Raw genomic sequence first — 26,985 nt, 5'->3', positions numbered from 1 at the left:
GATAAATGAGCGGAAACTTCTCCAATTTTGTAGACCTATTAAGCTATAGAGCCTCGAAACAATCTGAAAAAATCGTTTTCACCTTTCTAGGCGACGGGGAAAGAGTAAGCGACAGCCTTACCTATTATCAGTTAGACGAACGAGCAAAAGCGATCGCAGCAACGCTTCAATCCCTTAACGCTCAAGGCGAACGTGCATTATTACTCTATCAGCCAGGTCTAGAGTTTATTTGCGCATTTTTCGGTTGTTTATATGCGGGAGTTATTGCCGTTCCCGCCTATCCGCCTCGCGCCAATCGTTCTCTCGAACGCCTACAAGCAATTGTTTCCGATGCCCAAGCAAATTTTGCTCTTACCACAGAGGCATTAGTCAGCACGATCGAGGGACGGCTAACCAAATATCTCTCTACAGAAGCCATCCGCTGCCTTACGACCGACAATATCGACTCTCACTCAGCCAGTCAATGGCAACCCATTAACCCCAGCGAAGATAACCTGGCATTTTTACAATACACCAGCGGTTCCACCGGAATGCCCAAAGGGGTAATGGTCAGTCACGGCAATTTAGTTCACAATTCCAGCTTAATCAATCGATGTTTTCGAGATACTGCTGAGAGTAAAGGCGTTTCTTGGTTGCCTCCTTACCACGATATGGGACTTATTGGCGGGATCTTGCAACCGATTTATGTCGGTGCTTCCCAGGCGCTGATGCCTCCCGTAGCCTTTCTCCAGCGTCCTTTGCGTTGGTTGCAGACAATTTCGCGCGATCGCGCGACAACCAGTGGCGCACCGAATTTCGCTTACGAACTATGCGTTACTCAGATTGCGCCCGAACAGAGGGAAACCCTCGACCTCAGTTGTTGGACATTGGCTTTCACGGGTGCCGAACCCATTCGCGCCGAAACCCTAGAACGCTTTGCCGAGGCATTTGCTTCCTGCGGCTTCCGTAAAGAGGCATTTTATCCCTGTTACGGGATGGCGGAAACAACCCTGATTGTCTCTGGCGGATTAAAAGAAGCAGCGCCGATTTTAAAAACCTTTGATGGGAAAGCCATAAAACAAAATCGAATTATTAACACGAGTCCATCGGAGAATGGCGGTATTACTTTAGTTGGATGCGGACAAACCGTCGAAGATCAAAAAATCCTTATTGTTAATCCTGAGACTTTAAAACGTTGCCATTCCAATGAAATTGGCGAGATTTGGGTATCCGGCAAAAGTGTTGCCCAAGGCTATTGGAATCGCAAGACGCAAACAGAAGAAACCTTTAATGCCTATGTCGCAGACACTCAAGAAGGTCCCTTTCTGCGCACCGGAGATTTAGGCTTTTTACAAAATGGCGAACTCTTTGTTACAGGTCGCCTAAAAGATTTAGTTATCATTCGAGGTCGCAACCATTATCCTCAAGATATTGAATTAACGGTAGAAAAAAGCCATGAGGCTATCCGAGAAGCTGCTGGGGCGGCTTTCTCTGTGGATGTGCATGGAGAAGAGCGCCTTGCGATCGCCTGCGAAGTCAAGCGCCATTATATCAGGAAGCTCGATCTAGAAGAAATTACCAGTGCTATTCGCAAAGCAGTCGTCCAAAACCACGAATTACAGCCCTTTGCTATTGTTCTCCTCAAAACGGGCAGCATTCCCAAGACTTCTAGCGGCAAAATCCAACGTCACGCTTGTAAAGCAGGTTTCCTAGAAGGAAGTTTAGAGACACTAGGAGAGTGGAGACAGGGAGATGGGGAGATAAGGGAGATAAGGGAGATAAGGGAGATAAGGGAGACCAATAACCGACAACAACTAGCCAATAACCAGCAACAAGCAATTCAAGCCTGGTTGGTTTCAAATATTGCCGGGCGATTGGGAATTTCACCCCAGGAAATCGACGTTCGAGAACCGTTTGCCAGTTATGGTTTAGATTCTGTGCAAGCCGTTCGTCTGTCAGCCGAATTAGAAGACTGGTTGGGACGAAAATTGTCTCCTACCCTTGCCTACGATTACCCCAGCATTGCAACCCTGGCAGCGTATCTGGGACAAGAGGACTCCGGGACAAGGGGACAGAGAGAAAAAGAGATTTCCCAATCCGCCGTTCTCCTGGAACCGCTGCCGGTAGCATGCGGCGGCTTCACCAAAATCGAACAATCCCCAATCGCCGTTATCGGCATTGGATGTCGCTTTCCTGGCGCTAATAATCCCGAAGCCTTCTGGAAGCTGTTATGCGAAGGTAAGGATGCTATTACTCAAGTAAATAGACGTTGGGAAGGCAATGACTGGGGAGGATTTTTAGAACGAGTTGACCAGTTCGATCCGCAATTCTTCGGCATTTCTCCCCGCGAGGCACATGAAATGGACCCTCAGCAACGATTGCTGTTAGAGGTGAGTTGGGAAGCTCTAGAAAGTGCAGGCATAGCCGCCAATCAACTAGCTGGTAGCGCAACAGGAGTTTTTGTTGGCATCAGTAGCAGCGATTATTCTCAGATTCGACTGAGGCATCAATTAGAACCGGATGCTTATGCTGGGACGGGAAATGCTCATAGCATTGCAGCGAATCGTCTTTCCTATTTTTTCGATCTTCGAGGACCTTCCCTGACGGTAGATACGGCTTGTTCCTCTTCTTTAGTCGCCGTTCACCTAGCAGCGAAAAGCTTACAAAATGGGGAATGCGATCGCGCCCTCGTTGGTGGGGTCAATCTCATTTTATCCCCAGAATTAACCCAAACTTTTACCCAAGCAGGGATGATATCATCTGACGGTCGCTGTAAAACTTTTGATGCGAGTGCGGATGGCTACGTGCGCGGAGAAGGTTGCGGCGTTATCATTCTCAAACGCCTTGGCGATGCTCAAAGAGATGGCAATAATATCCTAGCAGTCATTCGCGGTTCTGCTATTAACCAAGATGGGCGTAGCAACGGATTGACCGCACCAAACGGACTTGCCCAGCAAGCCGTCATTCATCAAGCCTTGTACAATGCTGGCGTAAATCCCGCAGAGATTAGCTATATCGAGACACACGGAACGGGGACTTCTCTAGGAGATCCGATTGAGGTAAACTCCCTCAAAACCGTTCTGATGCAGGGACGTTCTGCTAACCGACCGCTATGGTTGGGATCTGTCAAAACTAATATCGGTCACTTAGAAGCGGCGGCAGGAATTGCAGGCTTAATTAAGGTCATTCTCTGTCTTCAGTACGAAGAAATTCCCGCTCATCTTCATCTGAATGCGTTAAACCCTCATATCGACCTGCAAGAGACTTCTATTTCTATTCCTACTCAACGTCAACCTTGGAATCGAGGAGAACAGCCTCGTTTGGCTGGTGTCAGTTCTTTTGGCTTTGGAGGAACGAATGCTCATGTTGTTTTGGAGGAGTCAGGAGTCGTAGGAGCGGGTTTATCTAGAAACTCAACCGACTTACCGACAGTTAGTGTTCAAAAACCGTCCGTACACAAGTCAGAAGTCATTGAACGTCCTCTACATATTCTGACCCTTTCAGCAAAAAGCCAAACCGCTCTCAACCATTTAGTTAAGTCTTATGAAGAATACTTGACAAATCATCCAGAAACTTTATTAGAAAATATTTGTTTTACGGCGAATACGGGGCGATCGCATTTTAACTATCGTATTGCGATTGTAACCGATTCTGTCAAACAATTGCGATCGCAGTTAGTGGCTTTTGGGAATGGACAAGAAGCCCCCGGACTAATAACAGGCACGGCAGACACGGGAATCGAGCGCAAAATTGCCTTCTTATTTACGGGTCAAGGTTCCCAATATGTCGGCATGGGTCGTCAACTTTACGAAACCCAGCCGACTTTCCGCGCCGCCTTAGATAAATGCGCCGAAATTGTGCAACCCTATCTAGAAAAGCCACTACTTGAAGTTTTATACCCCCAAGAGGGAACATTTTCGCCCATCGACGAAACTGCCTACACCCAACCCGCACTATTCGCCCTCGAATACGCCCTCGCGCAATTATGGCAATCTTGGGGCATAGAACCCACTGTCGTCATGGGGCACAGTGTCGGCGAGTACGTTGCCGCAACTATTGCTGGGGTATTCAGTTTAGAAGATGGGTTGAAATCGATCGCCTATCGCGGGAAACTCATGCAAGCCTTGCCACAAACGGGGACAATGGTCTCGGTCTTGGCAGATGAAACAACGGTAAGAGAAGCGATCGCACCCTATGCAGAAAAAGTTGCGATCGCGGCAATTAATGGTGCCAAGAGTATCGTAATCTCTGGAGAAACAGAAGCTATTCAACAAATAGTCTCTGGGTTCGCATCTGAGGGCATAAAAACGAAACCATTACAGGTTTCCCATGCCTTTCACTCGCCTTTAATGGAACCGATGCTAGCGGAGTTTGAACGAGTTGCTAGCGAGATAACTTATGCTTTACCCCGGATCGATATTATTTCTAACCTGACGGGAAAACTCGCAACCGAAGAAATTGCCACGCCGCAATACTGGGTTGCTCACGTGCGACAACCCGTTAAATTTGCCGCCAGTATTGAATTTTTAGAGAGGCAAAATTATCAAATCTTCTTAGAAATTGGCGCCAAACCCACCCTTTTAGGCATGGCACGCACGGTTTTAGCAAATCCAAAACCTGAAATCCAAAATCCAAAATCTAATTTGTGGTTGCCCAGTTTGCGTCCCAGACAAGGAGATTGGCAACAAATCCTCACCAGCTTAGCGATTTTATCTGTTAATGGAATTGAAATCGATTGGGTTGGGTTTGATAAAGATTATCAACGACAGCGAGTCTGGAATTTACCTACTTATCCTTTCCAACGCCAACGATATTGGATTCAACAGACAGGAGCAAAACAATTAACAACTCACAACCAACCAATAATTCATCCAGATTGGTTCTATCAAGTCAAATGGCAAGCTAAATCTAGAACTCCAAATTCCGAACTCCGAACTCCAAACTCCGAACATAGTTGGTTAATCTTTGCCGATAGAAAAGGAATCGGAAAAACTGTTGCCAAACAGTTAAAGCAATCCGGTCAAACCTGTGTATTAATTTATCCTGGAAACGGTTATAAGGAAATTCATAAAACCAAGAAAAATACCTTAGCATGGGAAATTAATCCGGCTAATCCTGAAGATTTTCAGCATCTGTTTCAAGAAGGTTTATCCAAGATTACCCCTTCATTAAAAGGCATCATTCATTTATGGGGTTTAGAAACAGCATCCTCCAAACAGTTAACTCTTTCAGATTTAGAGAAAGCACAAAGTTTAGGTTGTAAAAGTATACTGCATTTAATCCAAACCTTATTTACACAATCAATATCCTCTCGACTTTGGTTAGTTACGCAGTCAACTCAGTCTGTAGACTCCCAAACACATAACCTTTCAGTTGCTCAATCTCCGCTATGGGGACTAGGGAAAGTTATTGCTTTGGAACATCCCGAATACTGGGGAGGAATGATCGATTTATCATCTAATCCAGATTCAGAAGAAGTAGCACAATTAATCGAAGAGATTTTCAATTCAGACGGAGAAGATTATCTTGCCTTTCGCAACGGAAAAAGATATGTTGCCAGACTCAAGCAAGGAATTAGCGATTGGGGCATTTCGCGAAATACCCCGACAAAAATTGATTCAGAGTTCAGTTATTTGATTACTGGTGGGTTAGGAGCTGTAGGATTAAAAGTTGCCCAATGGTTAGTGCAACAGGGAGCCAAAAATCTCGTATTAGTTGGACGAAATAAACCTTTAGAAAATGTTGCTCATACTTTGCAACAATTAGAACGTTTGGGAATTAGAATTTTAGTAACTCAAGCCGATATTTCTAACAAACGAGATGTTCGCAAAGTATTAGAAAAAATCCAAGCATCTTTGCCACCGCTAAAAGGAATTATTCATGCAGCAGGAGTTTTAGATGATGGAATTCTTCAGGGAATTTCTTGGGAACGTTTTCATAAAGTTATGGCTCCTAAAGTCAGAGGAACTTGGAATCTGCATCAACTAACTCAAGATATTCCTTTAGACTTCTTCGTAATGTTCTCGTCAGCAGCATCTTTATTAGGTTCGCCTGGGCAAGGAAATTATGCAGCTGCTAATGCATTTTTAGATGCGATCGCGCACTACAGAAAAGCTCAAAAACTTCCTGCTTTAAGTATCAATTTGGGTTCTTTGTCAGATGGAATGGCAACAACAAAACGATTAGCTGTCAAAGGACTTAATCTTATTAAAATAGAAGAAATTTTAGCATTTTTACCTCAAATACTTTCAGAGAATATGACTCAAATTGGAGTAATTTCTATAAACTGGAAAGAATTGAGTCAACAATTTCCTTACTTAATTCAATCTTCCTATTTTCAAGAGATAGTCAATAATTTGTCGCTCGCAAATCCAGAAAAACTGACAACTAACAAACAACAAATACCTATTTTTGAACAACTGTTGAATCTAGATCCCATTCAGCGAGAGAAATATTTAATTTCTTATTTACAAATTTCCATTTCGCAAATAATGCAGTTGAATGGAAAGTCAATCTCTCCTAGGGAAAGTTTGCTAGATTTGGGCATGGATTCTCTGATGGTTATGGAGGCAATTAATCAGCTTAAAAGCGATCTTCAGTTAATGTTATATCCCAGAGAATTTTATGAGCGTCCCAGAATTGATGCCCTAGCCAAATATCTAGCCTCTGAATTTGAAAAAAGCTATGGAAATAGTCAATCTTTAGCAGTTAGTCATCAGTCGTCAGTTATTAGTAACCCAATCACCAACAACCAACTACTAACGACTAACACAAAGCCACTAAAAATTGACAAAAAACTTCCAAAAATTGCGTTTGTTCTTTCCAGTCCTCGTGCGGGTTCTACTTTATTGAGGGTAATGCTCGCAGGACACCCAGATTTATGTTCTCCGCCTGAATTACATTTACTGCCATTCGATACGATCGCGCAACGAGAGAAAGAACTGGCGTTATCTCATTTAGGCGAAGGGTTGCCGCGCGCTTTCATGGAATTAAAAGGAATTGATGCCCAAGAAGCCCAAAATTTAGTTGCCAATTTAGTCAAGCAAAATAACTCTATCTATGAAGTTTATGCCATGCTTCAAGAACTAGCAGGCAAACGCCTGTTAGTCGATAAATCGCCAACTTATGCTTTTCATCGAGAAACATTAGAAAGAGCAGAAGCTCTATTTACAGGAGCAAAATACATTCATTTAGTACGCCATCCTTATTCAGTAATTGAGTCATTCTGCCGAATGCGGATGGATAAATTAGTCGGTTCTGGCAAAGAAAATCCCTATGAATTAGCTGAAGAAATTTGGACAAAAAGTAACCAAAATATTCTCGATTTCTTTGAGAAAATCGCTCGCGATCGCACTCACCTAATCCGTTACGAAGACTTGGTAAAAGAACCGGCTAAAGTTACAGAAAAGTTATGCGAATTTCTGGAAATTCCTTTTGAATCCTCGCTATTAAACCCCTATGAAGGACAGCGGATGATAGATGGAGTCTACAACAAATCAATGTCTGTTGGCGATCCCAATTTCCTCAAACGAAATCAAATCGATCCCACCCTAGCAGACGCTTGGAGAGACATCAAACTTCCCCATAAACTGGGAGAAACAACTCGTCATATTGCCCTATCCCTGGACTATGAATTACCAAATGAAGAGGAGTTAGAAGTCTCGAGTCAAAAGTCTCCCCATCTCCCCTTTTCCCTCTCTCTGATGAGTGAAAATTATGTAAACATCCGAGGACTAAATCTATGTCTTTGTAGTTGGGGAGAGAAAAACAACCCTCTAATTCTTTGCCTCCACGGTATCCTGGAACAAGGTGCCGCTTGGCATGAAGTCGCAGTTCGCCTTGCAGAAAGAGGATATCGCGTCGTTGCACCAGATTTACGAGGGCATGGGCGTTCCGATCGCGTCGGTCAAGGAGGGTCATATAATTTACTAGACTTCTTGGCAGATATCGATGCTATTGCAGAGCAACTAACCGACAAACCCTTTACTCTGGTTGGACATTCTCTGGGTTCGGTTATGGCTGCAATGTTCGCTAGCATCAGAACTGAAAAGGTCAAAAACCTAATTCTGGTAGAAACCGTACTGCCAACAGAAGTCCAAGACAACGATGCCGTCGAACAGCTAACGACTCATTTGGACTATCTTGCCTCTCCTCGAGAACATACAATTTTTCCCGACGTTGCTACTGCTGCCGAACGCTTGCGTCTAACTACTCCAACCCTATCAGAGTCATTGGCGATGCAACTTGCCGAACGCATTACCGAACCCCACCAAGACGGCGTGCGCTGGCGATGGGATCCTCTGTTGCGTACCCGCACGGGTATCGGTTTCAATGGAATCGATCGCGCTAAATATCTCGGACTTCTACGACAGCTTAAAGCGCCCATTACGCTTGTTTATGGCGATAGGAGCGATTTTAATCGTCCTGAAGACTTAGCCGAACAACAAAAAGCCATGCCTTCTGCAACGCGAATTATCGTTTCTGGAGGGCATAATTTACATTTAGAAGCCGCGATCGCTTTGGCTAAAATTATTGATGGTGAGTATTTTTGTTAATTATCAATAGTTAAAACCAATCTAAACCAAAATGTCCTTTGTTAACGTGAGTTCGACGGAAAAATCTAGGCAAAAGAAAAGCTGAGATGTAAACTCAAAATGCTTACTCTATAGACATCTCAGCTATGACAGATATTGTATCTCGTCTCGATATTACTCAAATATTTTGTGAGGTAGACGACTTCTATCAAACTTTTGAACGACATTGGCTTTCAATCCCTCTATTGACGGCTCAGAGTGGGGAACGATTGTGTCGCTCTCGTTTAAGCTTGAGTGAAGTAATGACGATTGTGATTGCTTTTCATGGCTCTGGCTATCGTACCTTCAAAGAATTTTACCTACGACAAGTTCTACCGGGCTGGCGCAAAGCTTTTCCTCATCTGGTCAGTTATACTCGTTTTGTGGAATTGATGCCTTGGTCGTTGATGCTGTTGTGCTACTTTGTACAGACCCGTCGAGGAGAAGTAACTGGCATTTCATTCATTGATTCGACCCCAATCGAGGTATGTCATCCTTGCCGTTCCAAGAGCCATCGTGTGTTTGAAGGTTTGGTGGGCTGGGGCAAAAACTCTGTCGGTTGGCACTATGGGTTTAAGCTGCACCTAATTATTAACCAACGAGGCGAGTTGCTGGCTTTTAAGTTAACCCCAGGTAATACTGACGACCGTAAGCCTGTACCTGACTTAACTCAAGATCTGATTGGTAAGTTATTTGGCGATCGCGGTTATATTTCTCAAGAGCTATTTGAGCAACTTTACCAGCGAGGACTCGAACTGATTACACGACGCAAGAAAAAGATGAAACAGCAGTTAGTGCGGTTAATCGACAAAATTTTGTTGCGTAAACGAGCCTTGATTGAAACCGTCAATGACCAACTCAAGAACATTTCTCAAATCGAGCATTCGAGACACCGAAGTGTTTGGAATTTTCTAGTCAATCTCTTAGCTGGATTGATAGCTTACACTTACCTACCCAAAAAACCTTCTCTCGATTTAGAACCCTCAGGCTTACCAGCCCTTCCTCCTGCCGTCTTTTAACCTTATCGAACTCACGTTTTGTTACTTGTACCAATGACCAATGACTCATGACAGATGACCCTTGTCTGCATTTACGAGACGGGAGGATGTCATATATTCAACCAAGCAGCCACCATTCCCGGTAACGGGAGAAGAATGCTAATTAACAGAAATAAAGAGAGTAAACCCAAAAAATCGCGCTTATTATCGAGTTCTGTTACGTCATTAAGAGCGGGTTGGTCGATAACGGGCATAAAAAACAGAATAATCGCCCAAAGCAAAAAATCATGTCTGATAAATGCCAGAACTAACACGAACAGTCGAGTCAATTGACCGATAATCGCTGCGGTACGCTGTCCGTACATGGCATGGACGATATGTCCTCCATCCAGCTGACCCACTGGCATCAAATTTAGAGCCGTTACGATCAACCCAACATAACCAGCAATGGCTAGAGGATGAAGATGAATTGCCGTTCCTGGCACTAATTGATTCCCCAGAGCTAATTTGCCGAAAACTGCAAAGAGAAAAGAAAATCTTGGGTCGAGAGATTGAAAGCTTAACAAGCTAGTATTTTCTGCAACGGGAACGATTTTGGACAGAGAAAGTCCCCAGATCAGTAGAGGTACGGTCAGGACAAGTCCTCCCAACGGTCCTGCGATCGCAACGTCAAAAAGAGCTTTTCGATGGGGAACTGGCGATCGCATCTGAATAAATGCGCCAAAAGTGCCCAAAAAATCGGGAAAAGGAATAAAATAAGGCAGAGTAGTCCGAATTTTATAATAAACCGCTGTAAAGTAATGACTCAGTTCGTGGACTCCTAAGATAGCAATGATTCCTAAACTATAAGGCAGTCCTCTAAAAAACGCTTGGGGACTAGAAAATATTTCTCCAGCGGGAAGACCGCTCATCCTCGCACCGACCATTGTCGTCGTTAATAACGTAATTAACAACAAACTCAAAGCAAAAACAGGACGAGCGAGCTTTTCTGGCTCGGATCTGTCTTGAGATTTTGCCCAGGGGTTAGGAACTAAGGCAAAAAAAGGCTGACCCTGAAAACTTTCTTGGAAAACGAGTAAAAAGCGATCGCCAAAGGCCTTTTCAATATTTTCCTTAATCGTTTTATAAGCCACTTCTGGCACCGATCGCAGCTTTCCTCGACAGAGAATCGCTTGCGGGCGATAATCGATATTCTGCAGATAATAAATGCTCCAAGGAAAACAATTGCGCAACGTCGCTTCTTCGCTTGGCGTAATCGGATGCACTTGAGACGATCCTTGTGTCGGTTTCTCCATTCCTGGATCGCCAGATCCTCGCGCTTCGAGAGCAGTTTCTTTGGCTTCGGAGGTCGGTCTGCCTATCTGAATTAACCACCAGTAAACCAAAGGACAAAGAATAAACGGAGCAATGACTAGGAGAATTGGAATTGGCTCATCTTGTCCAAAAATTAACCACCAGCCGCTCCAAATTAGTGCTGGCGCCATCATCACTAGCCAGAATAACCAAATTGGTGTTCGTGTAATAGTGGCAACACTGCGCTTAACAATCAAGTATGTGATTGTGCCTAGTACAATAAGGAGCAGTAAAAGTTCCATCTTAAGAAAGCCTAATTTTTCTACAAGAGCATCAAACAATTTGAAACTGCCGATGTTGAAAGTTGAGATTGGCACTTACGACGATTGACAGACATAGCCACAAAGATACGAGCAAATCGCCCGAACACCACATGTCCAGTTCATATTATCCTCTCTCAAAAATGTCTCAAGAAGGCTCTAGACCGACTAAACCCCCGCGAGTCATATTAGAGAGCTTGTTTGCATTTCCTCCCAACCGAGAAACTTTGGGTGGGAGTGCCTACTTTATTGTAGAAAAAGCTGGCAATATACTGATAGATTGCCCGGCTCCTGATGAAGAGAACTTGCGGTTTCTTCGAGAAAAAGGAGGCGTTCGCTGGTTGTTTGTGACTCATCGAGGCGGTATCGGTCAAAAAGTTAAGCAGATGCAAGCCGTTTTGGGATGTGAAGTATTAATCCAGGAACAGGAAGCTTATCTATTGCCAGAAGTTGAGGTGACAAGCTTCGAGCGAGAATTTTCTCTTTCTCCGAATTGCTACGCCATTTGGACTCCCGGTCACTCTCCCGGTTCTTCTTGTCTCTACTGGAGTTATCATGGAGGAGTTCTTTTCTCTGGACGGCATCTTCTGCCCGATCGCGAGGGAAAACCCGTCCCGTTGAGAACGGCGAAAACCTTTCACTGGTATAGGCAATTACGAAGCATAGAAGCGTTGCGCGATCGCTACAGTCACGAAACCCTTCACTATATCTGTCCCGGTGCCAATACCGGATTTTTGAGAGGCAAGGGAGTCATCGAGCGAGCCTATCAAGGCTTATTAGAGTTAGATTTAGAAACGCTCAAACAGACCCAATCTCTATGATAAGCACCTAAAATTTTTGCCTGATTTCAAATATTTTCTTGCATTTCTGGGAAAAATAACAACTTTGCTTATCTATCTATATAAGTTTTTATAATAAATAACGCAAGGTATTTACGAGATTGGGAGTGCAAGAGCAATGGCAGGATTTTTTGATTGGTTTGGGAAGAAAGCTAAATATCTCGATGAAGTAACCGAAGAAGATCGCCAGCCATCTCAAGAAGGTAGACCCTTTTTCCTCGATCCAGAGGATGCCAAAAGTCTTGGCAAAGTCAAGTCCACGGGTAAAGCAGAAATCGATCGCAAACCTTTTGAATCTAAGTCGAGCGTTCGCGTCTCTGTCGAGATTCCCAAACGTCGCTCTGCTGACAGCAACATGGATATGTTCCGCAAGATGGCTCGCGAATTGAACAAATAGCTGCGATCGCTAGTACTATTCCTTAGAAAAGCACGGGAATCCCGTGCTTTTTTTAATTATTAGAAAATTTTAAGTCATAATTCTTTATAATATTCAACATAAATTAACAAAATATTGGGAGTGCAACCGTAAATGGCAGGATTCTTTGGATTATTTGGCAATAAAGCCAAATATGTAGACGAAATATCAGCAACAGATCGACAGTCAACTCAAAAAAGCGAAGCCTTCTTCCTCGATTCAGACGACGCTAAAAGTCTTGGCAATGTCGAGTTTATGCGTAAGGCGAAAGTTATTAAAAGAACTTTTCCAAAAACGCTTAGCTCTCAAGGAGGAGAATCAATTGAGCAGATCTCCTCTTTGGAAAAAGCCAAAATTATGGGGAACGGATCTGCTCCGGTTGCTCCTAGTAGCAATGGAACGACACCAGCAACTCAAGCGACTCAAGCTCAACCAGAACGTCGCTCTAGCGATAATAGCATGGACATGTTCCGCAAAATGGCTCGAGAACTGAAAAAATAAGCTCCGAGCATGAAAAGCACCGTAATCCCGTGCTTTTCATTCTTAAAAAATAACGATAGAAACGAGTAAATAAGTTTAGTTTTGAAAAACAGTTTTTTTAAACGCGAGACGATCCTAAATCTCTTTCGGTTGATAATGCTCGCAACGACAAGGCCCATTAGGCTTGACAGCACATCGAAGCAATGGCGAACAGGCATTATATCGGCAAGTTACATCGCCTATGCCTACGGGTTTTTCCTCTCTCGTGTGGGTACTATAGCCAACTTGAAAAAAAAAAGCTTGGTGTGACAGAAAATGATACTGAATAGAAGAAGAAAAACATAAGCAGTTGTTGAATCTATAATTCCATTACTAACTTTTTCAACAATAAAATCTAAATTTGAGGAAATTGTGAGGAACTCGACCGATTTATAACGAGGTGCTATCGCGCGCCGAACGGGTTTCGGTTTTTCTTTTTGAATGCGATTCGATTTTAGATATAAAATTTTACGAACGTAGTACCTTATCACTCTAGCAAGATGCCTGATTTTCACCTAAACTACGTTCCGACTTTCACGCTTTTGCAAAAAGAGACGTTAGCTGCAATGGAAGAACGGCTCTTGCAGGCTTCGACTCGCATTCCCGTTGGAGTCTTAATTCCCGCTCTCTACAGCGACCTAGCCAGTCCTGCAATGGCTAATATCATCCAAGAACTCACTCAGATGCAATTCGTTGGGCGAGTTTATATCAGTTTAGATCGTGCAGATTTAGAAGATTTTCGTCGGGCAAAAGAAATTGTTGCTCCTCTAAAAGATAAAGGGTGCTTGCTCTGGAATGACAATCCGCAAGTGCAAGCCGTCATTCAAAAGATTGACGATCTACTTCCACTCGGTCCCCGTGGCAAAGGACGAGCGGTTTGGACTGCACTCGGCTATATTTTGACTAAAGGAGAAGTTGCCGTTCTAGCTTTTCACGATGCTGATATCCTGACCTACGATCGCACTTTTCTGGTGCGTCTTTTATACGCAGTCGTGCAGCTACGCTATCAGTTTGCCAAAGGATTCTATGCTCGCTACGGCGATCGCCTTTACGGTCGCGCGGTACGTCTGTTTTATTTTCCCTTCGTGCGTTCTCTGCGGGTAATTCTAGGAAACCTAGACTTTTTGGAATACATGGCAGACTTTCGCTATCCCCTAGCTGGGGAATTTGCTATGTTCACCAGCATCGCCAGAGAAATGCAGTTTCCTTCCGATTGGGGGATCGAAGTCGGCATTCTCTCAGAAATTTATCGTCTCGTTCGGGTGCCTCGCATTTGCCAGGTAGAGTTAACCAATCGCTACGACCACAAGCACCAACAACTCGGCACGGATCCGCACTCAGGACTGCAAAAGATGATCGCCGACATCGCTCGCACTTTCTTTGCCCAATTATCTTCTCAGGGAATCGTCCTCAGTCACGAATTCTTCCGCACCCTCAAGCTCACCTACCTCACTCACGCTCGCAGTGTCGTGGGAGTATACGAGGCATTTGCCGAGATGCACGATCTCGAACAATACGATCTACATAACGAACTGACGGCAGTAGAAACTTTTGCCCACGCCCTCGACAATGCTTTTGAGGATTTTCATCATTATCCTTTTGGTTCGCCTTTTATTCCCGATTGGCGGCGGATTGAAGTGGCGATCGAGGGAATTATGGAGGAGTTGACCGCAGCGTTGGACTATCCATTATAGTTGAAAATTTTGAAAAAGCGATCGGATCGGCTCCAAGTGCCGATCGCTGAGGGTTAAATGCTTAGGAAGCGCTGGCAAGTTGTTCGGTTTGAACTGTCAGATCTATCACGCGATCGCCTCGTTGAATTTTGAGCTTCAGATTGCGATTAATCCCAGCGTTTTCAACGATTGACTGCAACTGACCCCCATCATTTACCCGTTGATTGTCAACCGAGAGAATGACATCTCCCATGCGAATCCCTGCTTTCTCAGCAGGAGTATTGGGTAAGACGCGCACGACGAGAACGCCTTCAACTTCTGGAACCATGAAAGGAGAATTGGGATTGCTGTTGTTTTCTCTGGCTAATTCTGGAGTCAGGTTGAGCATCTGAATTCCTATGTAGGGGTGAGGGACTTGCTTTCCGGCAGCTAAGAAACTTATCAGCGATTTAGCTTTATTAATTGGAATCGCAAAACCGATCCCCATGGCATCTGCTCTGATGGCAGTATTGATGCCAATGACTTCTCCTCTAGCGTTTAGTAACGGACCGCCAGAGTTACCGGGGTTGATCGCCGCATCAGTTTGAATAAAATCTAATCGTTTGTCGGGAATGCCTGCCTTAGCTGCCGAACGACTCATCGTGCTTACAATACCGAGGGTGACGGTATTGTCGAGTCCTACCGGATTTCCTACTGCGATCGCCCAATCGCCTACTTGAACTTTAGAAGAATCGCCTAACGGCGCGACTGGCAGGTCAGCTCCTTTGGGATTAATTTTAACGACTGCTAAATCGGTTACTTCATCGGTTCCTTTAACTTCTCCATTAAAAGTCCGTCCGTCTTTAAGCGTTACTGTAACTTTATCGGCATTGCTGACGACGTGAGCGTTAGTTAATATAATCCCGCTGCGATCGATGATAAATCCCGAACCTTGACCTACCAGGCGCTGTTGCTGGGGTGGTATTCTAAAGCGATCGCCAAAAAACTCTCGGAAAAAGGGATCGTCAAAAAAAGGATCGATCCGTCGCGTAACGATCGCTTCTGTGTCAATGCGGACGACTGCTGGACCCGTCCTGTTTACTGCTGCTGCCACGAAACTATCGGGACCGCTTGGAATCGGAACCGATGCCACACCAGTAGAATCTGACTGGCTTTGATTTTGGGCTAAGGGGGCCTCGGCAATGGGTTCTGCCAGAGAGGATAATAGGTGGAAGTTACTAAAACATAGGATTACGCCTAGCAAGAACGAGAGGAGATGGCTACCAAGTTGGCGTAGCAATTTTGAAGGCTTCATAGTTCTAAAACAACAGTTAAGCGTTCCGTAAAATACTTGTTTTTTTTTATAGCTTTTCGATCGCTATCTTAGCAAAATCAGTCGTGAAATCGACTGAATAATCCGCCTTAACTCATTTAATCGGCTATTATTGATGCAGATTTAAAAGTTCGCGATCGCTGGTTTTTCTTCTACATAACTAATTATTTTTAACTTTTTATTAAGAAATTTTGATAGTAAAAATAAATTTATTTTAAATTATCGATTAATAGTGATAAGTGTTTTATAGAGATTGTTTTAAACAAGTACAATAAGTTAAACCAAGCAAAATAGTCAAAGATTAGAAAGTAATTTATAATTTATTAGCTATCTGAGAGAATTCTAGAAGAGTTCGAATAGCCGGGAAATGTAAACATGAGTGTAGTCATACAAATTGGCGAGCTAGAGATCGCAGATGAAGATTTATTTCCATTGTTGGCACAGCATAAAATGCTGCCGCAGTTGGCTAGAGAAATCATCATCGATCGCGCGATCGCCGATATAGAATGTACATCCGAAGAAGAAGCGATCGCTAAACGAAGATTCTATCAGCAATATCAATTAACTGGGGAAGCGCAAGTTAAGCTCTGGTTAAAGTATCATGGGATGACCCCAGAGCAACTAGACCGTTTGATCCTTCGGGATATAAAACTGGAAAAATTCAAACAACAAACCTGGGGAAACCAAATAGAATCGCACTTTTTGCAGAACAAGCGGCAGTTGGATCGAGTCGTCTATTCCTTGATCCGCAGCAAAGATGCTGGGATCGCTCAAGAACTGTATTTTCGGATCGAAGAAGGAGAAACCACCTTTACCGAACTTGCCAAACAATATTCTGAAGGAGCGGAAGCAGAAACCGGAGGATTAATCGGACCAGTCGAACTAAACGTACCCCATCCCAAAATTGCCCAATTGCTATCTACCAATCAACCCGGAAAATTGATCCCGCCTGCCCGCATCGGAGATTGGTGGATCGTTCTCCGGCTAGAAAAATATTTATCTGCTCAACTTGACGAACCAATGCGGCGGCGAATCCTCAACGATCTTTTTCAAAGTTGGTTGAATTCAGAATATCAACAACAAGTTTCCTTTAAATCGTCGATACTTTTTTAGTCAACAATGAACCGATCGCTAACATGAGATTGCCAAATCAGCGATGGCTTATTTCATCTACCAACCCCGAACAAATAGACGAACTGGTAAAAAGTACGGGACTTTCTCCCCTTCTGGCGCAGGTGTTGGTGAATCGAGAGATCGTCACCCCGAAATTAGCGCAGGTATATATCGATCCAGAATCACAACTCTTGCCGTCGCCGCTAGAAGAATTCTCCGATTTGGCACTTAGCGTCGAGTTATTAGCAGAAGCGATCGCAACCAAAGACAAAATAGCCATCTGCGGCGACTACGATGCCGATGGGATGACCAGCACTGCCTTATTATTACGCACTCTCAGATATTTGGGGGCAGAGGTAGACTATGCCATTCCCAGTCGCATGAAAGATGGCTATGGCGTCAATCTGCGTATTGTTGAAGAGTTTGCCAGTGCAGGCGTAGGCATTATTTTAACGGTTGACAATGGTATTTCTGCCTATGAACCGATTGCGCGCGCGATCGCGTTGGGTATGAGCGTTATCGTTACCGATCACCACGATCTCCCAAAAAAACTCCCTCCCGCTCATGCGATTCTCAACCCTAAGTTACTTCCAGAATCCTCTCCTTATTGCGGACTTGCAGGCGTTGGCATGGCTTATATTTTAGCAGTGACTCTCGCTCGAAGTCTGGGAAAAGAAGAGGAATTGACGGATCGATTGCTAGAACTCTTCACCTTGGGGACGATTGCCGATCTCGCGCCTTTGGTGGGAGTGAATCGCCGTTGGTTAAAACGGGGATTGCGCCAGTTACCCAAATCCCAATTAGCAGGAATTCAAGCGTTAATGCAGATGGCAGGGGTTAGCGACGCGCAAAAGCAACTGAAACCCGACGATATCGGTTTTAGGTTGGGTCCCCGGATTAATGCCGTCGGACGCATTGGCGATCCGCAAATGGTTATCGAATTGCTGACGACTGACGATTCTGGACTGGCTTTAGAAAGGGCGATGCAATGCGAGCAGATCAACCGCAAGCGCCAGGAATTGTGCGAACAAATCGAACGAGATGCGATCGCGCTGATCGAAGAAACTCCTATCGACTGGAGACGCGATCGCGTTTTAGTCGTCGTTCGACCCGAATGGCATCATGGGGTCATCGGCATTGTTGCCTCTCGTTTAGTCGAACGCTATGGCGTTCCGGTGTTTATTAGCACTTACGAAGAAGATGCTTCTATCTTGCGCGGTTCGGCAAGAGGCATTGAAGAATTTAACGTCTTTGAAGCCTTAGAATTCTGTCGCGATTTATTGGGAAAATATGGGGGACATAAAGCGGCTGGCGGCTTTAGTTTACCCGCACAAAATTTGGACGCTTTCAAGCAAAAACTCAGCGCTTTTGCCCATCGATGCCTCAAATTAGAACATCTCAAACCTCTCATTAAAATTGATGCCGAGGCGAATTTTATTCAATTGACTCCCTGTCTGTACCAACAAATCGATAGCTTGCAACCGTGGGGAATTGGTAACGATTTTCCTATCTTTTGGACGCGCAATGTTAGGGTTAAAGAACAGCAACCTGTAGGAAAAAATCAGAGTCATCTAAAGCTGACTCTAGCTCAAGATGATCATAGTGAAATGAAAGCGATCGCTTGGCGTTGGGGCGATTATTTTCCCTTACCATCTCGATTGGATATTGCCTATAAATTGCAAGAAAATGTTTGGAATGGAAACAAAAATATTGAATTAGAACTTGTTGGTGTAAGACTTCCCGATCCTAACTTTATTTTTGCTATTAATTCCGCTACGAAAAAAGCGATTTTTGAATATAAAGGACGAACTTATGTTTGTAGTTGGTGGGAAACTTTAAATGAATTGAGAATTCAAAACGAACAAGGCAAAGTATTAGCCGTTAGTCAAGGACAAAATATAGGCTTACTGGGCGATAGCTGCGAATGCACTCAACAAGTCGATCTGACTCGACCTCATTACTCTCAACTAATTCACATTGCGTTTGCTGCCTTAAACGATTAGTAAAAATACCCCTCCTAATTGCTAGGAAGGTATTTTTTTAACGCAAATTTGATAAGTAATTGCTCTTACAAATCGCCGCCACGGAAAGCTAATAAAAAGATAACCGCCGGACCAGCAAGCATGATTAAAGATACAAAAACCAAATTAAAAATTACTTCCCAATTAAGGCTTGTTACAGGATCGAGCAGGTTCGTTAGAAAATCCATTTTTCCTCCCAGTTTTATAAGTCAATCGAGTAGCTGCATATTACATAATAAGGAATCATACCCGATCTTAGGGGTCAAGTATCCGCTCTTTTTCAGCAACGATACAAAAATACATAAACTTTTGTTTCAGAAAGGCAGTTGGAAATCATGGCAACTTGGCGATGTGTCAAATTTTGTGGGGCTTGCTGTCACCTAGAACCCCGCGATCGCCCGGATCTAGATAAGTATTTATCCCCAGAAGAATTAGAGCTATATTTGAGTATGGTCGGAGAGGGAGGATGGTGCAATCACTTCGATCGCAGTACGCGAGAATGTACTATTTACGAACGGCGACCGCGTTTTTGTCGCGTCAAGCCAGATATTTTCCAGCAGATGTATAGTGTAGACGTAGCAGAGTTTAATGATTTTGCCATTGAATGCTGTCGCCAACAAATTCAAGGCGTATACGGAAAAAATGGTTTAGAAATGCATCGCTATAACGGAGAGGTAAGTAAATAAACCAAAGATACGTGACTGATGACGGGCAATTGGAATTTCCGTCCAATTTTTGGTAAAAATGAAAAGAGTATGAAAAATGTTACTCCAAAAATTGCATGACATCAATTAGGTCAGTCCAAAGAGAACGAGTCGAACAGACACAAGCTCAAGTAGAACCCCCCTGTACTATTGTCGAATCGACCGAGCCTAGGGAAAACCGAGAGACTTGGAGCTTCTGGACAGTTTTTAGCTCGACTTTCTTGACCATCTTTGTAGCCGAGATAGGAGACAAGACTCAGTTAGCTACTTTGTTAATGAGTGCAGAGTCCCAATCCCCGTGGATTGTCTTTGCCGGAGCTGCTGCCGCCTTAATTGCAACCAGTCTACTAGGCGTTCTAGTCGGTTGCTGGATTGCTAGGCGATTATCTCCTCACACCCTAAATTTTGCAGTTGCTCTGCTACTGCTAATAATTACAGGTTTATTGATCGGGGATGTGATTAGCTAGTTAAGAATTAATACTTGATAACTGAGAACGGGTAACTGATAAATGGATTGGCAACTGTTCGGACTGAGTTTTCTAACGATATTTTTGGCAGAAATTGGCGATAAAAGTCAATTAGCGGCGATCGCTCTTGGCGGAAGTTCTAAATCGCCTCGTGCCGTCTTTTTTGGCTCTATTACTGCGTTGATCCTCGCTAGCTCGCTCGGAGTAATCGCTGGTGGCGGAGTAGCTCAACTCCTGCCAGAAAAAGTGTTAAAAGCGGTTGCAGCGATTGGATTTGCGTTAATGGCAGTAAAACTTTTATGGTCAAACTCGCAAGACTAAAAATAGGGTTACTGCCAAGTCGAAACGGAACGCAATTCTTCGGGAATTTGCGTATCGGCTGGGAATTCTAATACAGTTTCAGAACCCCCTAGATATCCCGATTGATTAAAAGCAAGTAACATTCGGGATAAAGCAATCCACACCTCGCGATCGAATTCCCAATCGCATCCTTTTCCTGAATAGCAAGCGATAGATTTTAATGCCCAAAAATAGCTATTGCGAACGATAGAGCCGCCTTTAGAATTAATGATAGAAATGTTATCTTTTAGATGAACTTTCATGATTAATAGGAAGCCGGATCGATCGAACTGTTGTGAAATTAAATATTTAGAAGATTTTGCTTTCCTTAGGGAACCAGAAAGCGGAAAATAGAGGTTTGGGAGCGATCGCAAGGAGAACAAATTAATGTCAGATAATTTTAGAAGTCGAGTTGTTACCCAAGGCACGCAACGCACTCCTAACCGTGCCATGTTGCGGGCAGTAGGCTTTGGCGATAGCGATTTTAGCAAACCCATCGTGGGAATTGCCAATGGCTATAGCACTATCACCCCTTGCAATATGGGGATTAACGAATTAGCCAAATGCGCCGAAGCAGGTGCGAGAAATGCTGGGGCGATGCCGCAGATGTTTGGGACGATTACTATCAGCGACGGAATCTCGATGGGAACCGAGGGGATGAAGTATTCTCTCGTCTCCCGCGAAGTCATTGCCGATTCGATCGAAACCGTTTGTAACGGACAGAGTATGGATGGAGTCTTGGCAATTGGCGGATGCGATAAAAATATGCCGGGAGCGATGATTGCCATGGCTCGCATGAATATCCCTGCCATTTTTGTCTATGGGGGTACAATTAAGCCGGGACATTATAACGGACGAGATTTAACCGTTGTCAGTGCCTTTGAAGCAGTCGGACAGTATAGCGCGGGTAAAATTGACGAAGCCGAATTAATGGCGATCGAACGCAACGCCTGTCCGGGGGCAGGTTCCTGCGGCGGAATGTTTACTGCCAATACCATGTCTTCCGCCTTTGAAGCGATGGGAATGAGTCTGCCCTACTCTTCTACGATGGCAGCAGAAGATCCAGAGAAAGCAGAGAGTGCCGAAAAATCTGCTGCGGTTCTGGTTGAGGCGATTCACAAGCAAATCTTGCCCAGTCAGATTTTAACTCGCAAGGCATTTGAAAACGCCATCTCCGTCATTATGGCGGTAGGAGGATCGACTAATGCCGTCTTGCACTTGCTTGCGATCGCCCGTACCATCGGCGTAGAACTTACAATAGACGACTTTGAAACCATCCGCCATCGCGTTCCGGTATTGTGCGATCTCAAACCCTCCGGGCGATACGTCACCACTAACCTACACCAAGCTGGCGGCATTCCCCAAGTAATGAAGATGCTGCTGGTACATGACCTCCTGCACGGGGATGCGCTAACCATTAGCGGACAAACCATAGCAGAAGTGTTGGTAGACGTGCCGAACGAACCCCCCAAGGGACAGGACGTAATTCGTCCCTGGAATAACCCTGTCTACCGAGAAGGACACCTCGCCGTCTTAAAAGGCAATCTAGCTACCGAAGGGGCTGTTGCCAAAATTAGCGGGGTTAGGAATCCAAAAATTACGGGTCCGGCGAAGGTATTTGAATCGGAGGAAGAATGTTTAGATGCAATTCTGGCAGGAAAAATTAATTCTGGGGACGTAATCGTTATCCGTTATGAAGGACCCAAAGGCGGTCCCGGAATGCGAGAGATGCTCGCGCCGACTTCTGCGATTATCGGTGCGGGTTTGGGAGATTCCGTGGGACTGATTACCGACGGGCGCTTCTCTGGCGGCACCTATGGCATGGTCGTCGGTCACGTTGCACCAGAAGCAGCAGTAGGCGGTACGATCGCTCTGGTAGAAGAAGGAGATAGCATTACCATAGATGCAGAGCAAAAATTGTTGCAACTAAACGTCCCTGAAGAGGAATTAACCCGCCGTCGTGCTAATTGGCAACCTCCAAAACCCCGTTATACCAAAGGAATTTTGGGAAAATATGCCAAATTGGTATCATCAAGCAGTCTCGGTGCAGTGACGGATATGGATCTATTTTGAAGCGACAGGCAAGCGAAAGAATTGCGAATTCACAATTCTCAATTAAGAATTGTGAATTCGTTTGACAGCGTCTGCTTTCTAGCAGAAAATAACATCTATATAGATGGTGATGAGATGGTAAAAGCAGGGGAGACAGAAAAGATCACGATCAACCTAGGCTTTGTCGATCTCGGACAGATCGATCTGTTGGTGCAGGAAGGCTTTTATTCCAACCGCACGGACTTTATCCGAACTGCGATCCGCAATCAACTCGCCATCCATGCAAAGACGATAGAACAAACGGTAGCGCGTAAGACTCTCGTGCTCGGTCTACAACACTATACCCGTCAAGACCTTGAGGCGGTGCGGGCGACCGGACAAAAGCTCCAGATCAAGGTGCTGGGCTTAGCGATCGTTGCCGATGACGTGTCCCCCGAACTGGCTCTGGCTACTATTGATTCTCTCGTCGTGTTGGGAGCCTTTCGGGCGAGCGCAGAAGTCAAAGCTGCCTTAGCAGATCGAATTCACTAAGGGGACGCTGCGCGTGGTAGTGTCGCTTCTCGGCGCTTTGCCCAATAACGAAGCACGAAGCTGCGGGTCGGATTCCAGCTCCTGCCACAAGTTACTGGTAATCGTTACTAATAAGGGAGATTTATAGGTATGGATGATAGAATGCTCGCTGGAATAACGGAAGCTACTCGACTCACCCGCGCGGGCAAGCTCATGGAGGCAACCGCCCTTATCCAGCAAACACTCCAAGGAATGTGCTCGCCGAAAGCTTCGTCAGACACTACCAACCGTCCCGGTGACGAACCAATTGATGTTAGCTTCGAGGTTATCGGTGCAGAACCAAGGCATGCAGAGGGGTCGACTCGTCAAAACAACACCTCCTCAGTAGCAAGGCTATTACCGCTTGACGTGACAGGAGGATCGTCTCAGGAGAACAAGAGAGCATACACCAAGCCAACCAATGCCCGACCGAACCCTGGTGAGAAGCGGCACGCTGGGGCACACACAACCATCCCGGGCACGGATAGCGAACGAACCAAGTTCACACCGCTGGTACCTAAGCATTCTACAAGCCTGAGTTTGACACTTCGCCCTCCCGGGAGTGGACGCGGCAGGACAGTATCCACACCCATGCCAAACCGAGAACGCAGCGAGACTTGGGTAGGGGGGCAGTTTATCGATGGGTCTTATACCAACCAAGCTGGAAACCTCACCTACAAGCTGTACATCCCCAGTGGATATAGCGGACAAGCCTTGCCTCTGGTCGTCATGCTCCATGGCTGTATGCAGAACCCCGACGATTTCGCTGTTGGCAGCCGTATGAATCTAATCGCAGAAAAGAAACCGTTCTTTGTCGTCTATCCCGCACAAGCAACTTCCGCCAACCCGTCCAAGTGTTGGAATTGGTTCAAACCGACCGACCAGCAGCGAGGTCGTGGCGAACCGTCCATTATTGCTGGCATTACACATCAGATTATTAGTACCTACCAAATCGATGCTCGGCGGATTTATGTGGCAGGACTGTCGGCGGGCGGAGCGATGGCTGCGATCGTGGGGATGAGCTATCCCGACCTCTATGCCGCCATTGGCATTCATTCTGGTCTCGCCTATGGAGCTGCTAAAGACCTCCCCTCAGCGTTCGCTGCGATGCAGCACGGAGGACAGATTCCCCCACGACAAGCAGATATATGCACCCAACTCGTCCCTACAATCGTGTTCCACGGCGATCGCGATACGATAGTTCACCCGTGCAACGGAGACCAGGCGATCGCGCAGTGGACGACGAGCGAAGCAGGCAGAAACCTGCTCCTAACCTCGACCCAGCAACAGGTATCCAACGGTCGTGCCTATACCCGCTCTATATACCACGACGCTAGCGGTCGTGCGGTCATGGAACAGTGGCTGGTACATGGTACAGGTCATGCATGGTCGGGAGGGAGTCCTAGTGGCTCGTTTACCGATGCCAAGGGACCCGATGCCTCGCAGGAAATGATACGCTTCTTCTACGAGCACCGCAAATAGTTGACATTTAATGCTTTCCAGACGCGGCATGTTGCGTCTGGAACATCCTCTTTAGATCCTTCACTCCCTAGTAACTGGAGAAGTTACCACTTCAGCCTGACTTGCAGCACGACGATTTTGTCCCCAGACGATTAACCGCTCGATGACAGAAGTCGGTATGCCAGATAAAGCAGTAGCTTGCTCTAAACTTTTACCGCGACGAAGCAATTGGATAGTACTTTGAACTCTGCGATACATCCTCGTACCGTAGTTAATTTCTCCTTTTTGTCCGGCAATTATCAAGCCAGAGACAATATCGTTGGCGTTAGGAAAAACGAAATTTCAAATCGTTATCAAAGTTGAAAATGAAAAACTTTATAGATAGCGATCGCGCGATTTGATAACGATACTCGGATCGATAGCTTGAATGGTTGGGCATCCACTTAACGCCATCGCTAAATCCAACTCATCGCGCAACAATTCCAAGACGTGGCAGACTCCTGTCTCTCCGCCAACCGCTAATCCCCATAAAATGGGACGACCGACTAAAACCGCTTTTGCACCTAAAGCTAAAGCTTTGAGGATATCTGTTCCTCGCCGAATTCCGCCATCTAAGAGGATATCTGCTTTACCTCCGACAGCTTCTACGATTTCTGGTAAAGCATCCAAGGACGCGATCGCACCATCCAATTGTCTCCCGCCGTGATTGGATACAATAATCCCCCTCGCGCCATATTCTACAGCTGTTTTGGCATCATCTCCCCGTAAAATTCCTTTCACGATGACGGGTAAGCGGGTTATCGACTGCAACCATTCCAAGTCTTTCCAAGTGACGCTGGGATCGATTTGCTGGGTAAAATAGGCAAATAACCCCGACTCGCCAGCGGTTTTGGCAATAGTTAAATCTGCCATGCAAGTTAAATTAGCCAGTTCCATTCCTGGCGGTAGGGCAAATTGATTGCGACAGTCCCGTTCTCGTTTTCCCAAAAAAGGTGCGTCTACCGTCAGACATAAAGCGCTAAAACCTGCTGCCTGAGCCATTTCTACCAGAGTTCGAGTCAGAGAGCGATCTTTATGAACGTACAACTGAAACCACTGGAAAATATTTTTTCTCTCGCTTGCTACCGCCGCCAAACTTTTGGTCGATAGCGTACTCAAAACCATTACAGCACCCAACTTCTGCGCTGCTCTCGCGGTTGCCAATTCTCCCTCAGGATGCGCCAAACACTGAAATGCCATCGGCGCAATTAAAATCGGCATCGGCAAAGATTGACCCACAATAGACGCGCTCAAATCTCGTTGACTGACATCGACCAACATCCGAGGGCGAAATTGATAGCGATCGAAAGCAGCGCGATTGTATCGTAAAGTTAATTCATCGCCAGCACCACTGCTATAGTAATCTAGCGCCATCCGAGAGAGATTTTGCTTGGCAAGCGATTCGTACTCGAAAAGATTAATCGGGCGAAGCATGGGATTTTGGATAGATTGTATAGATCGATTAGCGAAAATCGCGCCGCAAACTTTACAAAATTTGCGAGAGAAATCTTTGGGTTCGTTCTTCTTTAGGATGGTTGAAAAATTCGTCAGGCGGGGCGATTTCTACGATCTTGCCGCCATCCATAAATACGACGCGATCGGCGACTTCGCGGGCAAAACCGACTTCATGAGTCACGCAAACCATAGTCATTCCGGAATTAGCTAGGGTGCGCATCACGTCTAGGACTTCCCGAACCATTTCTGGGTCTAGCGCTGAGGTGGGTTCGTCGAATAGCATAATTTTGGGCTGCATCGCTAAAGCGCGCGCGATCGCAACTCGTTGTTGCTGACCTCCCGACAGTTGTCCCGGATACTTGTGCGCCTGTTCTAAAATTCCTACTCTCTCGAGTAGCTGTATTGCCACTTCTTCTGCTTTCTGCTTCTTCCAACGGCGCACCCAAATGGGGGCTAGCGTTACATTATCGAGTACTGTGAGATGAGGAAAAAGATTAAATTGTTGAAAAACCATTCCCACTTCCCGACGAATCGCATCGATATTTTTAAGGTCGTGGGAAAGTTTTATGCCATCGATGACGATACTTCCTTTCTGGTAGGGTTCTAGGGCATTAAACGTGCGAATAAATGTTGATTTTCCCGAACCCGAAGGTCCCATAATTACAACAACTTCTTGTTTATTGACGCTGAGACTGACTCCTTGGAGAACGTGAAAATTATTGTCGTACCATTTTTCAACGCCTTCAGCGACAATAATCGCTTCCAAATCGGTAGAATTTTGAGAACTCATCGGTCTTTTCTCTGGTTTTTCTTTCGTTATAGCGCTCTAGACACTATATTTTATATCTTCCCGATAATGACACT

Annotated in this window: 22 protein-coding genes; 15 read left to right on the top strand and 7 right to left on the bottom strand. The window is 45.2% G+C overall.

Going from position 1 to position 26,985, the window contains the following annotated elements; all coding sequences use genetic code 11:
• The first annotated feature begins 5 nt into the window (after nt 1–5).
• A complete protein-coding gene (locus tag PLE7327_RS18715) occupies nt 6–8,534 on the top strand; it encodes a type I polyketide synthase (protein WP_015145342.1) in 8,529 nt (2,842 codons plus the stop codon).
• A 125-nt stretch (nt 8,535–8,659) separates the two neighbouring features.
• Nucleotides 8,660–9,571: an IS982 family transposase gene (locus PLE7327_RS18710; protein ID WP_015143165.1), complete on the top strand. Its 912-nt coding sequence runs from the start codon at nt 8,660–8,662 to the stop codon at nt 9,569–9,571.
• Between the two features lie 89 nt (nt 9,572–9,660).
• Here the strand turns inward: PLE7327_RS18710 and PLE7327_RS18705 are convergent, their stop codons facing one another.
• Nucleotides 9,661–11,145 (bottom strand): site-2 protease family protein, encoded by a 1,485-nt coding sequence (locus tag PLE7327_RS18705; RefSeq protein ID WP_015145341.1) that lies wholly within the window; start codon nt 11,143–11,145, stop codon nt 9,661–9,663.
• A gap of 161 nt (nt 11,146–11,306) precedes the next feature.
• Between PLE7327_RS18705 and PLE7327_RS18700 the strand changes: the two genes are divergently transcribed.
• The 3 genes from PLE7327_RS18700 to PLE7327_RS18690 all read left to right on the top strand — a co-directional run bounded on the left by PLE7327_RS18700 (nt 11,307) and on the right by PLE7327_RS18690 (nt 12,918).
• Nucleotides 11,307–11,984: a Zn-dependent hydrolase gene (locus tag PLE7327_RS18700; RefSeq protein ID WP_015145340.1), complete on the top strand. Its 678-nt coding sequence runs from the start codon at nt 11,307–11,309 to the stop codon at nt 11,982–11,984.
• A 136-nt stretch (nt 11,985–12,120) separates the two neighbouring features.
• Nucleotides 12,121–12,399 carry a hypothetical protein gene (locus PLE7327_RS18695; protein WP_015145339.1) on the top strand — a complete coding sequence of 93 codons (279 nt, stop codon included), beginning with the start codon at nt 12,121–12,123 and terminating at the stop codon, nt 12,397–12,399.
• Between the two features lie 132 nt (nt 12,400–12,531).
• Nucleotides 12,532–12,918, top strand: a complete 387-nt coding sequence (locus tag PLE7327_RS18690) for a hypothetical protein (protein ID WP_015145338.1) — start codon at nt 12,532–12,534, stop codon at nt 12,916–12,918.
• Between the two features lie 114 nt (nt 12,919–13,032).
• On the opposite strand, the gene PLE7327_RS26200 is transcribed toward PLE7327_RS18690, so the two are convergent.
• A complete protein-coding gene (locus PLE7327_RS26200) occupies nt 13,033–13,209 on the bottom strand; it encodes a DUF6464 family protein (RefSeq protein ID WP_256377741.1) in 177 nt (58 codons plus the stop codon).
• A 227-nt stretch (nt 13,210–13,436) separates the two neighbouring features.
• On the opposite strand from PLE7327_RS26200, the gene PLE7327_RS18680 reads away from it, so the two are divergent.
• Nucleotides 13,437–14,630 carry a hypothetical protein gene (locus tag PLE7327_RS18680; protein ID WP_015145337.1) on the top strand — a complete coding sequence of 398 codons (1,194 nt, stop codon included), beginning with the start codon at nt 13,437–13,439 and terminating at the stop codon, nt 14,628–14,630.
• Nucleotides 14,631–14,691: 61 nt separating this feature from the next.
• Here the strand turns inward: PLE7327_RS18680 and PLE7327_RS18675 are convergent, their stop codons facing one another.
• The gene (locus tag PLE7327_RS18675; protein ID WP_015145336.1) at nt 14,692–15,903 is read right to left on the bottom strand and encodes an HhoA/HhoB/HtrA family serine endopeptidase; all 1,212 of its coding nucleotides are present in this window, start codon (nt 15,901–15,903) and stop codon (nt 14,692–14,694) included.
• Between the two features lie 393 nt (nt 15,904–16,296).
• Between PLE7327_RS18675 and PLE7327_RS18670 the strand changes: the two genes are divergently transcribed.
• Together PLE7327_RS18670 and recJ are read left to right on the top strand one after the other, a co-directional pair.
• On the top strand, nt 16,297–17,034 hold the full coding sequence (locus PLE7327_RS18670; RefSeq protein ID WP_015145335.1) for a peptidylprolyl isomerase: 738 nt from the start codon (nt 16,297–16,299) through the stop codon (nt 17,032–17,034).
• Between the two features lie 23 nt (nt 17,035–17,057).
• On the top strand, nt 17,058–19,037 hold the full coding sequence (gene recJ / locus PLE7327_RS18665) for a single-stranded-DNA-specific exonuclease RecJ (RefSeq protein ID WP_015145334.1): 1,980 nt from the start codon (nt 17,058–17,060) through the stop codon (nt 19,035–19,037).
• A gap of 65 nt (nt 19,038–19,102) precedes the next feature.
• Here the strand turns inward: recJ and psb30 are convergent, their stop codons facing one another.
• Nucleotides 19,103–19,243, bottom strand: coding sequence for a photosystem II reaction center protein Ycf12/Psb30 (gene psb30 / locus PLE7327_RS23700; RefSeq protein ID WP_015145333.1), 141 nt, complete (start codon nt 19,241–19,243; stop codon nt 19,103–19,105).
• Nucleotides 19,244–19,390: 147 nt separating this feature from the next.
• Between psb30 and PLE7327_RS18660 the strand changes: the two genes are divergently transcribed.
• From PLE7327_RS18660 to PLE7327_RS18650, 3 genes are all read left to right on the top strand, one after another.
• Complete coding sequence (locus PLE7327_RS18660; protein WP_015145332.1) at nt 19,391–19,741, top strand: YkgJ family cysteine cluster protein; 351 nt, start codon at nt 19,391–19,393, stop codon at nt 19,739–19,741.
• A 95-nt stretch (nt 19,742–19,836) separates the two neighbouring features.
• The gene (locus PLE7327_RS18655; protein WP_015145331.1) at nt 19,837–20,226 is read left to right on the top strand and encodes a TMEM165/GDT1 family protein; all 390 of its coding nucleotides are present in this window, start codon (nt 19,837–19,839) and stop codon (nt 20,224–20,226) included.
• Nucleotides 20,227–20,268: 42 nt separating this feature from the next.
• Nucleotides 20,269–20,547: a TMEM165/GDT1 family protein gene (locus PLE7327_RS18650; RefSeq protein WP_015145330.1), complete on the top strand. Its 279-nt coding sequence runs from the start codon at nt 20,269–20,271 to the stop codon at nt 20,545–20,547.
• A gap of 8 nt (nt 20,548–20,555) precedes the next feature.
• Here PLE7327_RS18650 and PLE7327_RS18645 read toward each other — a convergent pair whose 3' ends face one another.
• Nucleotides 20,556–20,828 (bottom strand): hypothetical protein, encoded by a 273-nt coding sequence (locus tag PLE7327_RS18645; protein ID WP_015145329.1) that lies wholly within the window; start codon nt 20,826–20,828, stop codon nt 20,556–20,558.
• Between the two features lie 124 nt (nt 20,829–20,952).
• Here PLE7327_RS18645 and ilvD point away from each other — a divergent pair, with 124 nt between their 5' ends.
• From ilvD to PLE7327_RS26740, 4 genes are all read left to right on the top strand, one after another.
• Nucleotides 20,953–22,638, top strand: coding sequence for a dihydroxy-acid dehydratase (gene ilvD, locus PLE7327_RS18640; RefSeq protein WP_015145328.1), 1,686 nt, complete (start codon nt 20,953–20,955; stop codon nt 22,636–22,638).
• A gap of 114 nt (nt 22,639–22,752) precedes the next feature.
• Complete coding sequence (locus PLE7327_RS18635; RefSeq protein ID WP_015145327.1) at nt 22,753–23,148, top strand: hypothetical protein; 396 nt, start codon at nt 22,753–22,755, stop codon at nt 23,146–23,148.
• A 129-nt stretch (nt 23,149–23,277) separates the two neighbouring features.
• Nucleotides 23,278–24,648: a PHB depolymerase family esterase gene (locus tag PLE7327_RS18630; protein WP_015145326.1), complete on the top strand. Its 1,371-nt coding sequence runs from the start codon at nt 23,278–23,280 to the stop codon at nt 24,646–24,648.
• Nucleotides 24,649–24,783, top strand: coding sequence for a glycosyl hydrolase family 65 protein (locus tag PLE7327_RS26740; protein WP_371265041.1), 135 nt, complete (start codon nt 24,649–24,651; stop codon nt 24,781–24,783).
• A gap of 219 nt (nt 24,784–25,002) precedes the next feature.
• Here PLE7327_RS26740 and PLE7327_RS18620 read toward each other — a convergent pair whose 3' ends face one another.
• Nucleotides 25,003–26,100 (bottom strand): alpha-hydroxy acid oxidase, encoded by a 1,098-nt coding sequence (locus tag PLE7327_RS18620; RefSeq protein WP_015145325.1) that lies wholly within the window; start codon nt 26,098–26,100, stop codon nt 25,003–25,005.
• Nucleotides 26,101–26,152: 52 nt separating this feature from the next.
• Entirely contained in the window at nt 26,153–26,911 is a 759-nt protein-coding gene (locus PLE7327_RS18615; protein WP_015145324.1) for an amino acid ABC transporter ATP-binding protein, read from the bottom strand.
• Between the last annotated feature and the right edge of the window lie 74 nt (nt 26,912–26,985).

The sequence above is a fragment of the Pleurocapsa sp. PCC 7327 genome, from assembly GCF_000317025.1.
Lineage (GTDB): Bacteria > Cyanobacteriota > Cyanobacteriia > Cyanobacteriales > Microcystaceae > Hydrococcus.
The sequence above is the reverse complement of the archived record's forward strand: the minus strand, read 5'-3'. Positions and strand labels throughout refer to the sequence as shown.

What these genes read in the sequence shown, in the direction of transcription:
- PLE7327_RS18715 (WP_015145342.1), top strand. Translation starts at nt 6, where the DNA reads ATGAGCGGAAACTTCTCCAATTTTGTAGACCTATTAAGCTATAGAGCC.
- PLE7327_RS18710 (WP_015143165.1), top strand. Translation starts at nt 8,660, where the DNA reads ATGACAGATATTGTATCTCGTCTCGATATTACTCAAATATTTTGTGAG.
- PLE7327_RS18705 (WP_015145341.1), bottom strand. Translation starts at nt 11,145, where the DNA reads ATGGAACTTTTACTGCTCCTTATTGTACTAGGCACAATCACATACTTG.
- PLE7327_RS18700 (WP_015145340.1), top strand. Translation starts at nt 11,307, where the DNA reads ATGTCTCAAGAAGGCTCTAGACCGACTAAACCCCCGCGAGTCATATTA.
- PLE7327_RS18695 (WP_015145339.1), top strand. Translation starts at nt 12,121, where the DNA reads ATGGCAGGATTTTTTGATTGGTTTGGGAAGAAAGCTAAATATCTCGAT.
- PLE7327_RS18690 (WP_015145338.1), top strand. Translation starts at nt 12,532, where the DNA reads ATGGCAGGATTCTTTGGATTATTTGGCAATAAAGCCAAATATGTAGAC.
- PLE7327_RS18680 (WP_015145337.1), top strand. Translation starts at nt 13,437, where the DNA reads ATGCCTGATTTTCACCTAAACTACGTTCCGACTTTCACGCTTTTGCAA.
- PLE7327_RS18675 (WP_015145336.1), bottom strand. Translation starts at nt 15,903, where the DNA reads ATGAAGCCTTCAAAATTGCTACGCCAACTTGGTAGCCATCTCCTCTCG.
- PLE7327_RS18670 (WP_015145335.1), top strand. Translation starts at nt 16,297, where the DNA reads ATGAGTGTAGTCATACAAATTGGCGAGCTAGAGATCGCAGATGAAGAT.
- recJ (WP_015145334.1), top strand. Translation starts at nt 17,058, where the DNA reads ATGAGATTGCCAAATCAGCGATGGCTTATTTCATCTACCAACCCCGAA.
- psb30 (WP_015145333.1), bottom strand. Translation starts at nt 19,243, where the DNA reads ATGGATTTTCTAACGAACCTGCTCGATCCTGTAACAAGCCTTAATTGG.
- PLE7327_RS18660 (WP_015145332.1), top strand. Translation starts at nt 19,391, where the DNA reads ATGGCAACTTGGCGATGTGTCAAATTTTGTGGGGCTTGCTGTCACCTA.
- PLE7327_RS18655 (WP_015145331.1), top strand. Translation starts at nt 19,837, where the DNA reads ATGACATCAATTAGGTCAGTCCAAAGAGAACGAGTCGAACAGACACAA.
- PLE7327_RS18650 (WP_015145330.1), top strand. Translation starts at nt 20,269, where the DNA reads ATGGATTGGCAACTGTTCGGACTGAGTTTTCTAACGATATTTTTGGCA.
- PLE7327_RS18645 (WP_015145329.1), bottom strand. Translation starts at nt 20,828, where the DNA reads ATGAAAGTTCATCTAAAAGATAACATTTCTATCATTAATTCTAAAGGC.
- ilvD (WP_015145328.1), top strand. Translation starts at nt 20,953, where the DNA reads ATGTCAGATAATTTTAGAAGTCGAGTTGTTACCCAAGGCACGCAACGC.
- PLE7327_RS18635 (WP_015145327.1), top strand. Translation starts at nt 22,753, where the DNA reads ATGGTAAAAGCAGGGGAGACAGAAAAGATCACGATCAACCTAGGCTTT.
- PLE7327_RS18630 (WP_015145326.1), top strand. Translation starts at nt 23,278, where the DNA reads ATGGATGATAGAATGCTCGCTGGAATAACGGAAGCTACTCGACTCACC.
- PLE7327_RS18620 (WP_015145325.1), bottom strand. Translation starts at nt 26,100, where the DNA reads ATGCTTCGCCCGATTAATCTTTTCGAGTACGAATCGCTTGCCAAGCAA.
- PLE7327_RS18615 (WP_015145324.1), bottom strand. Translation starts at nt 26,911, where the DNA reads ATGAGTTCTCAAAATTCTACCGATTTGGAAGCGATTATTGTCGCTGAA.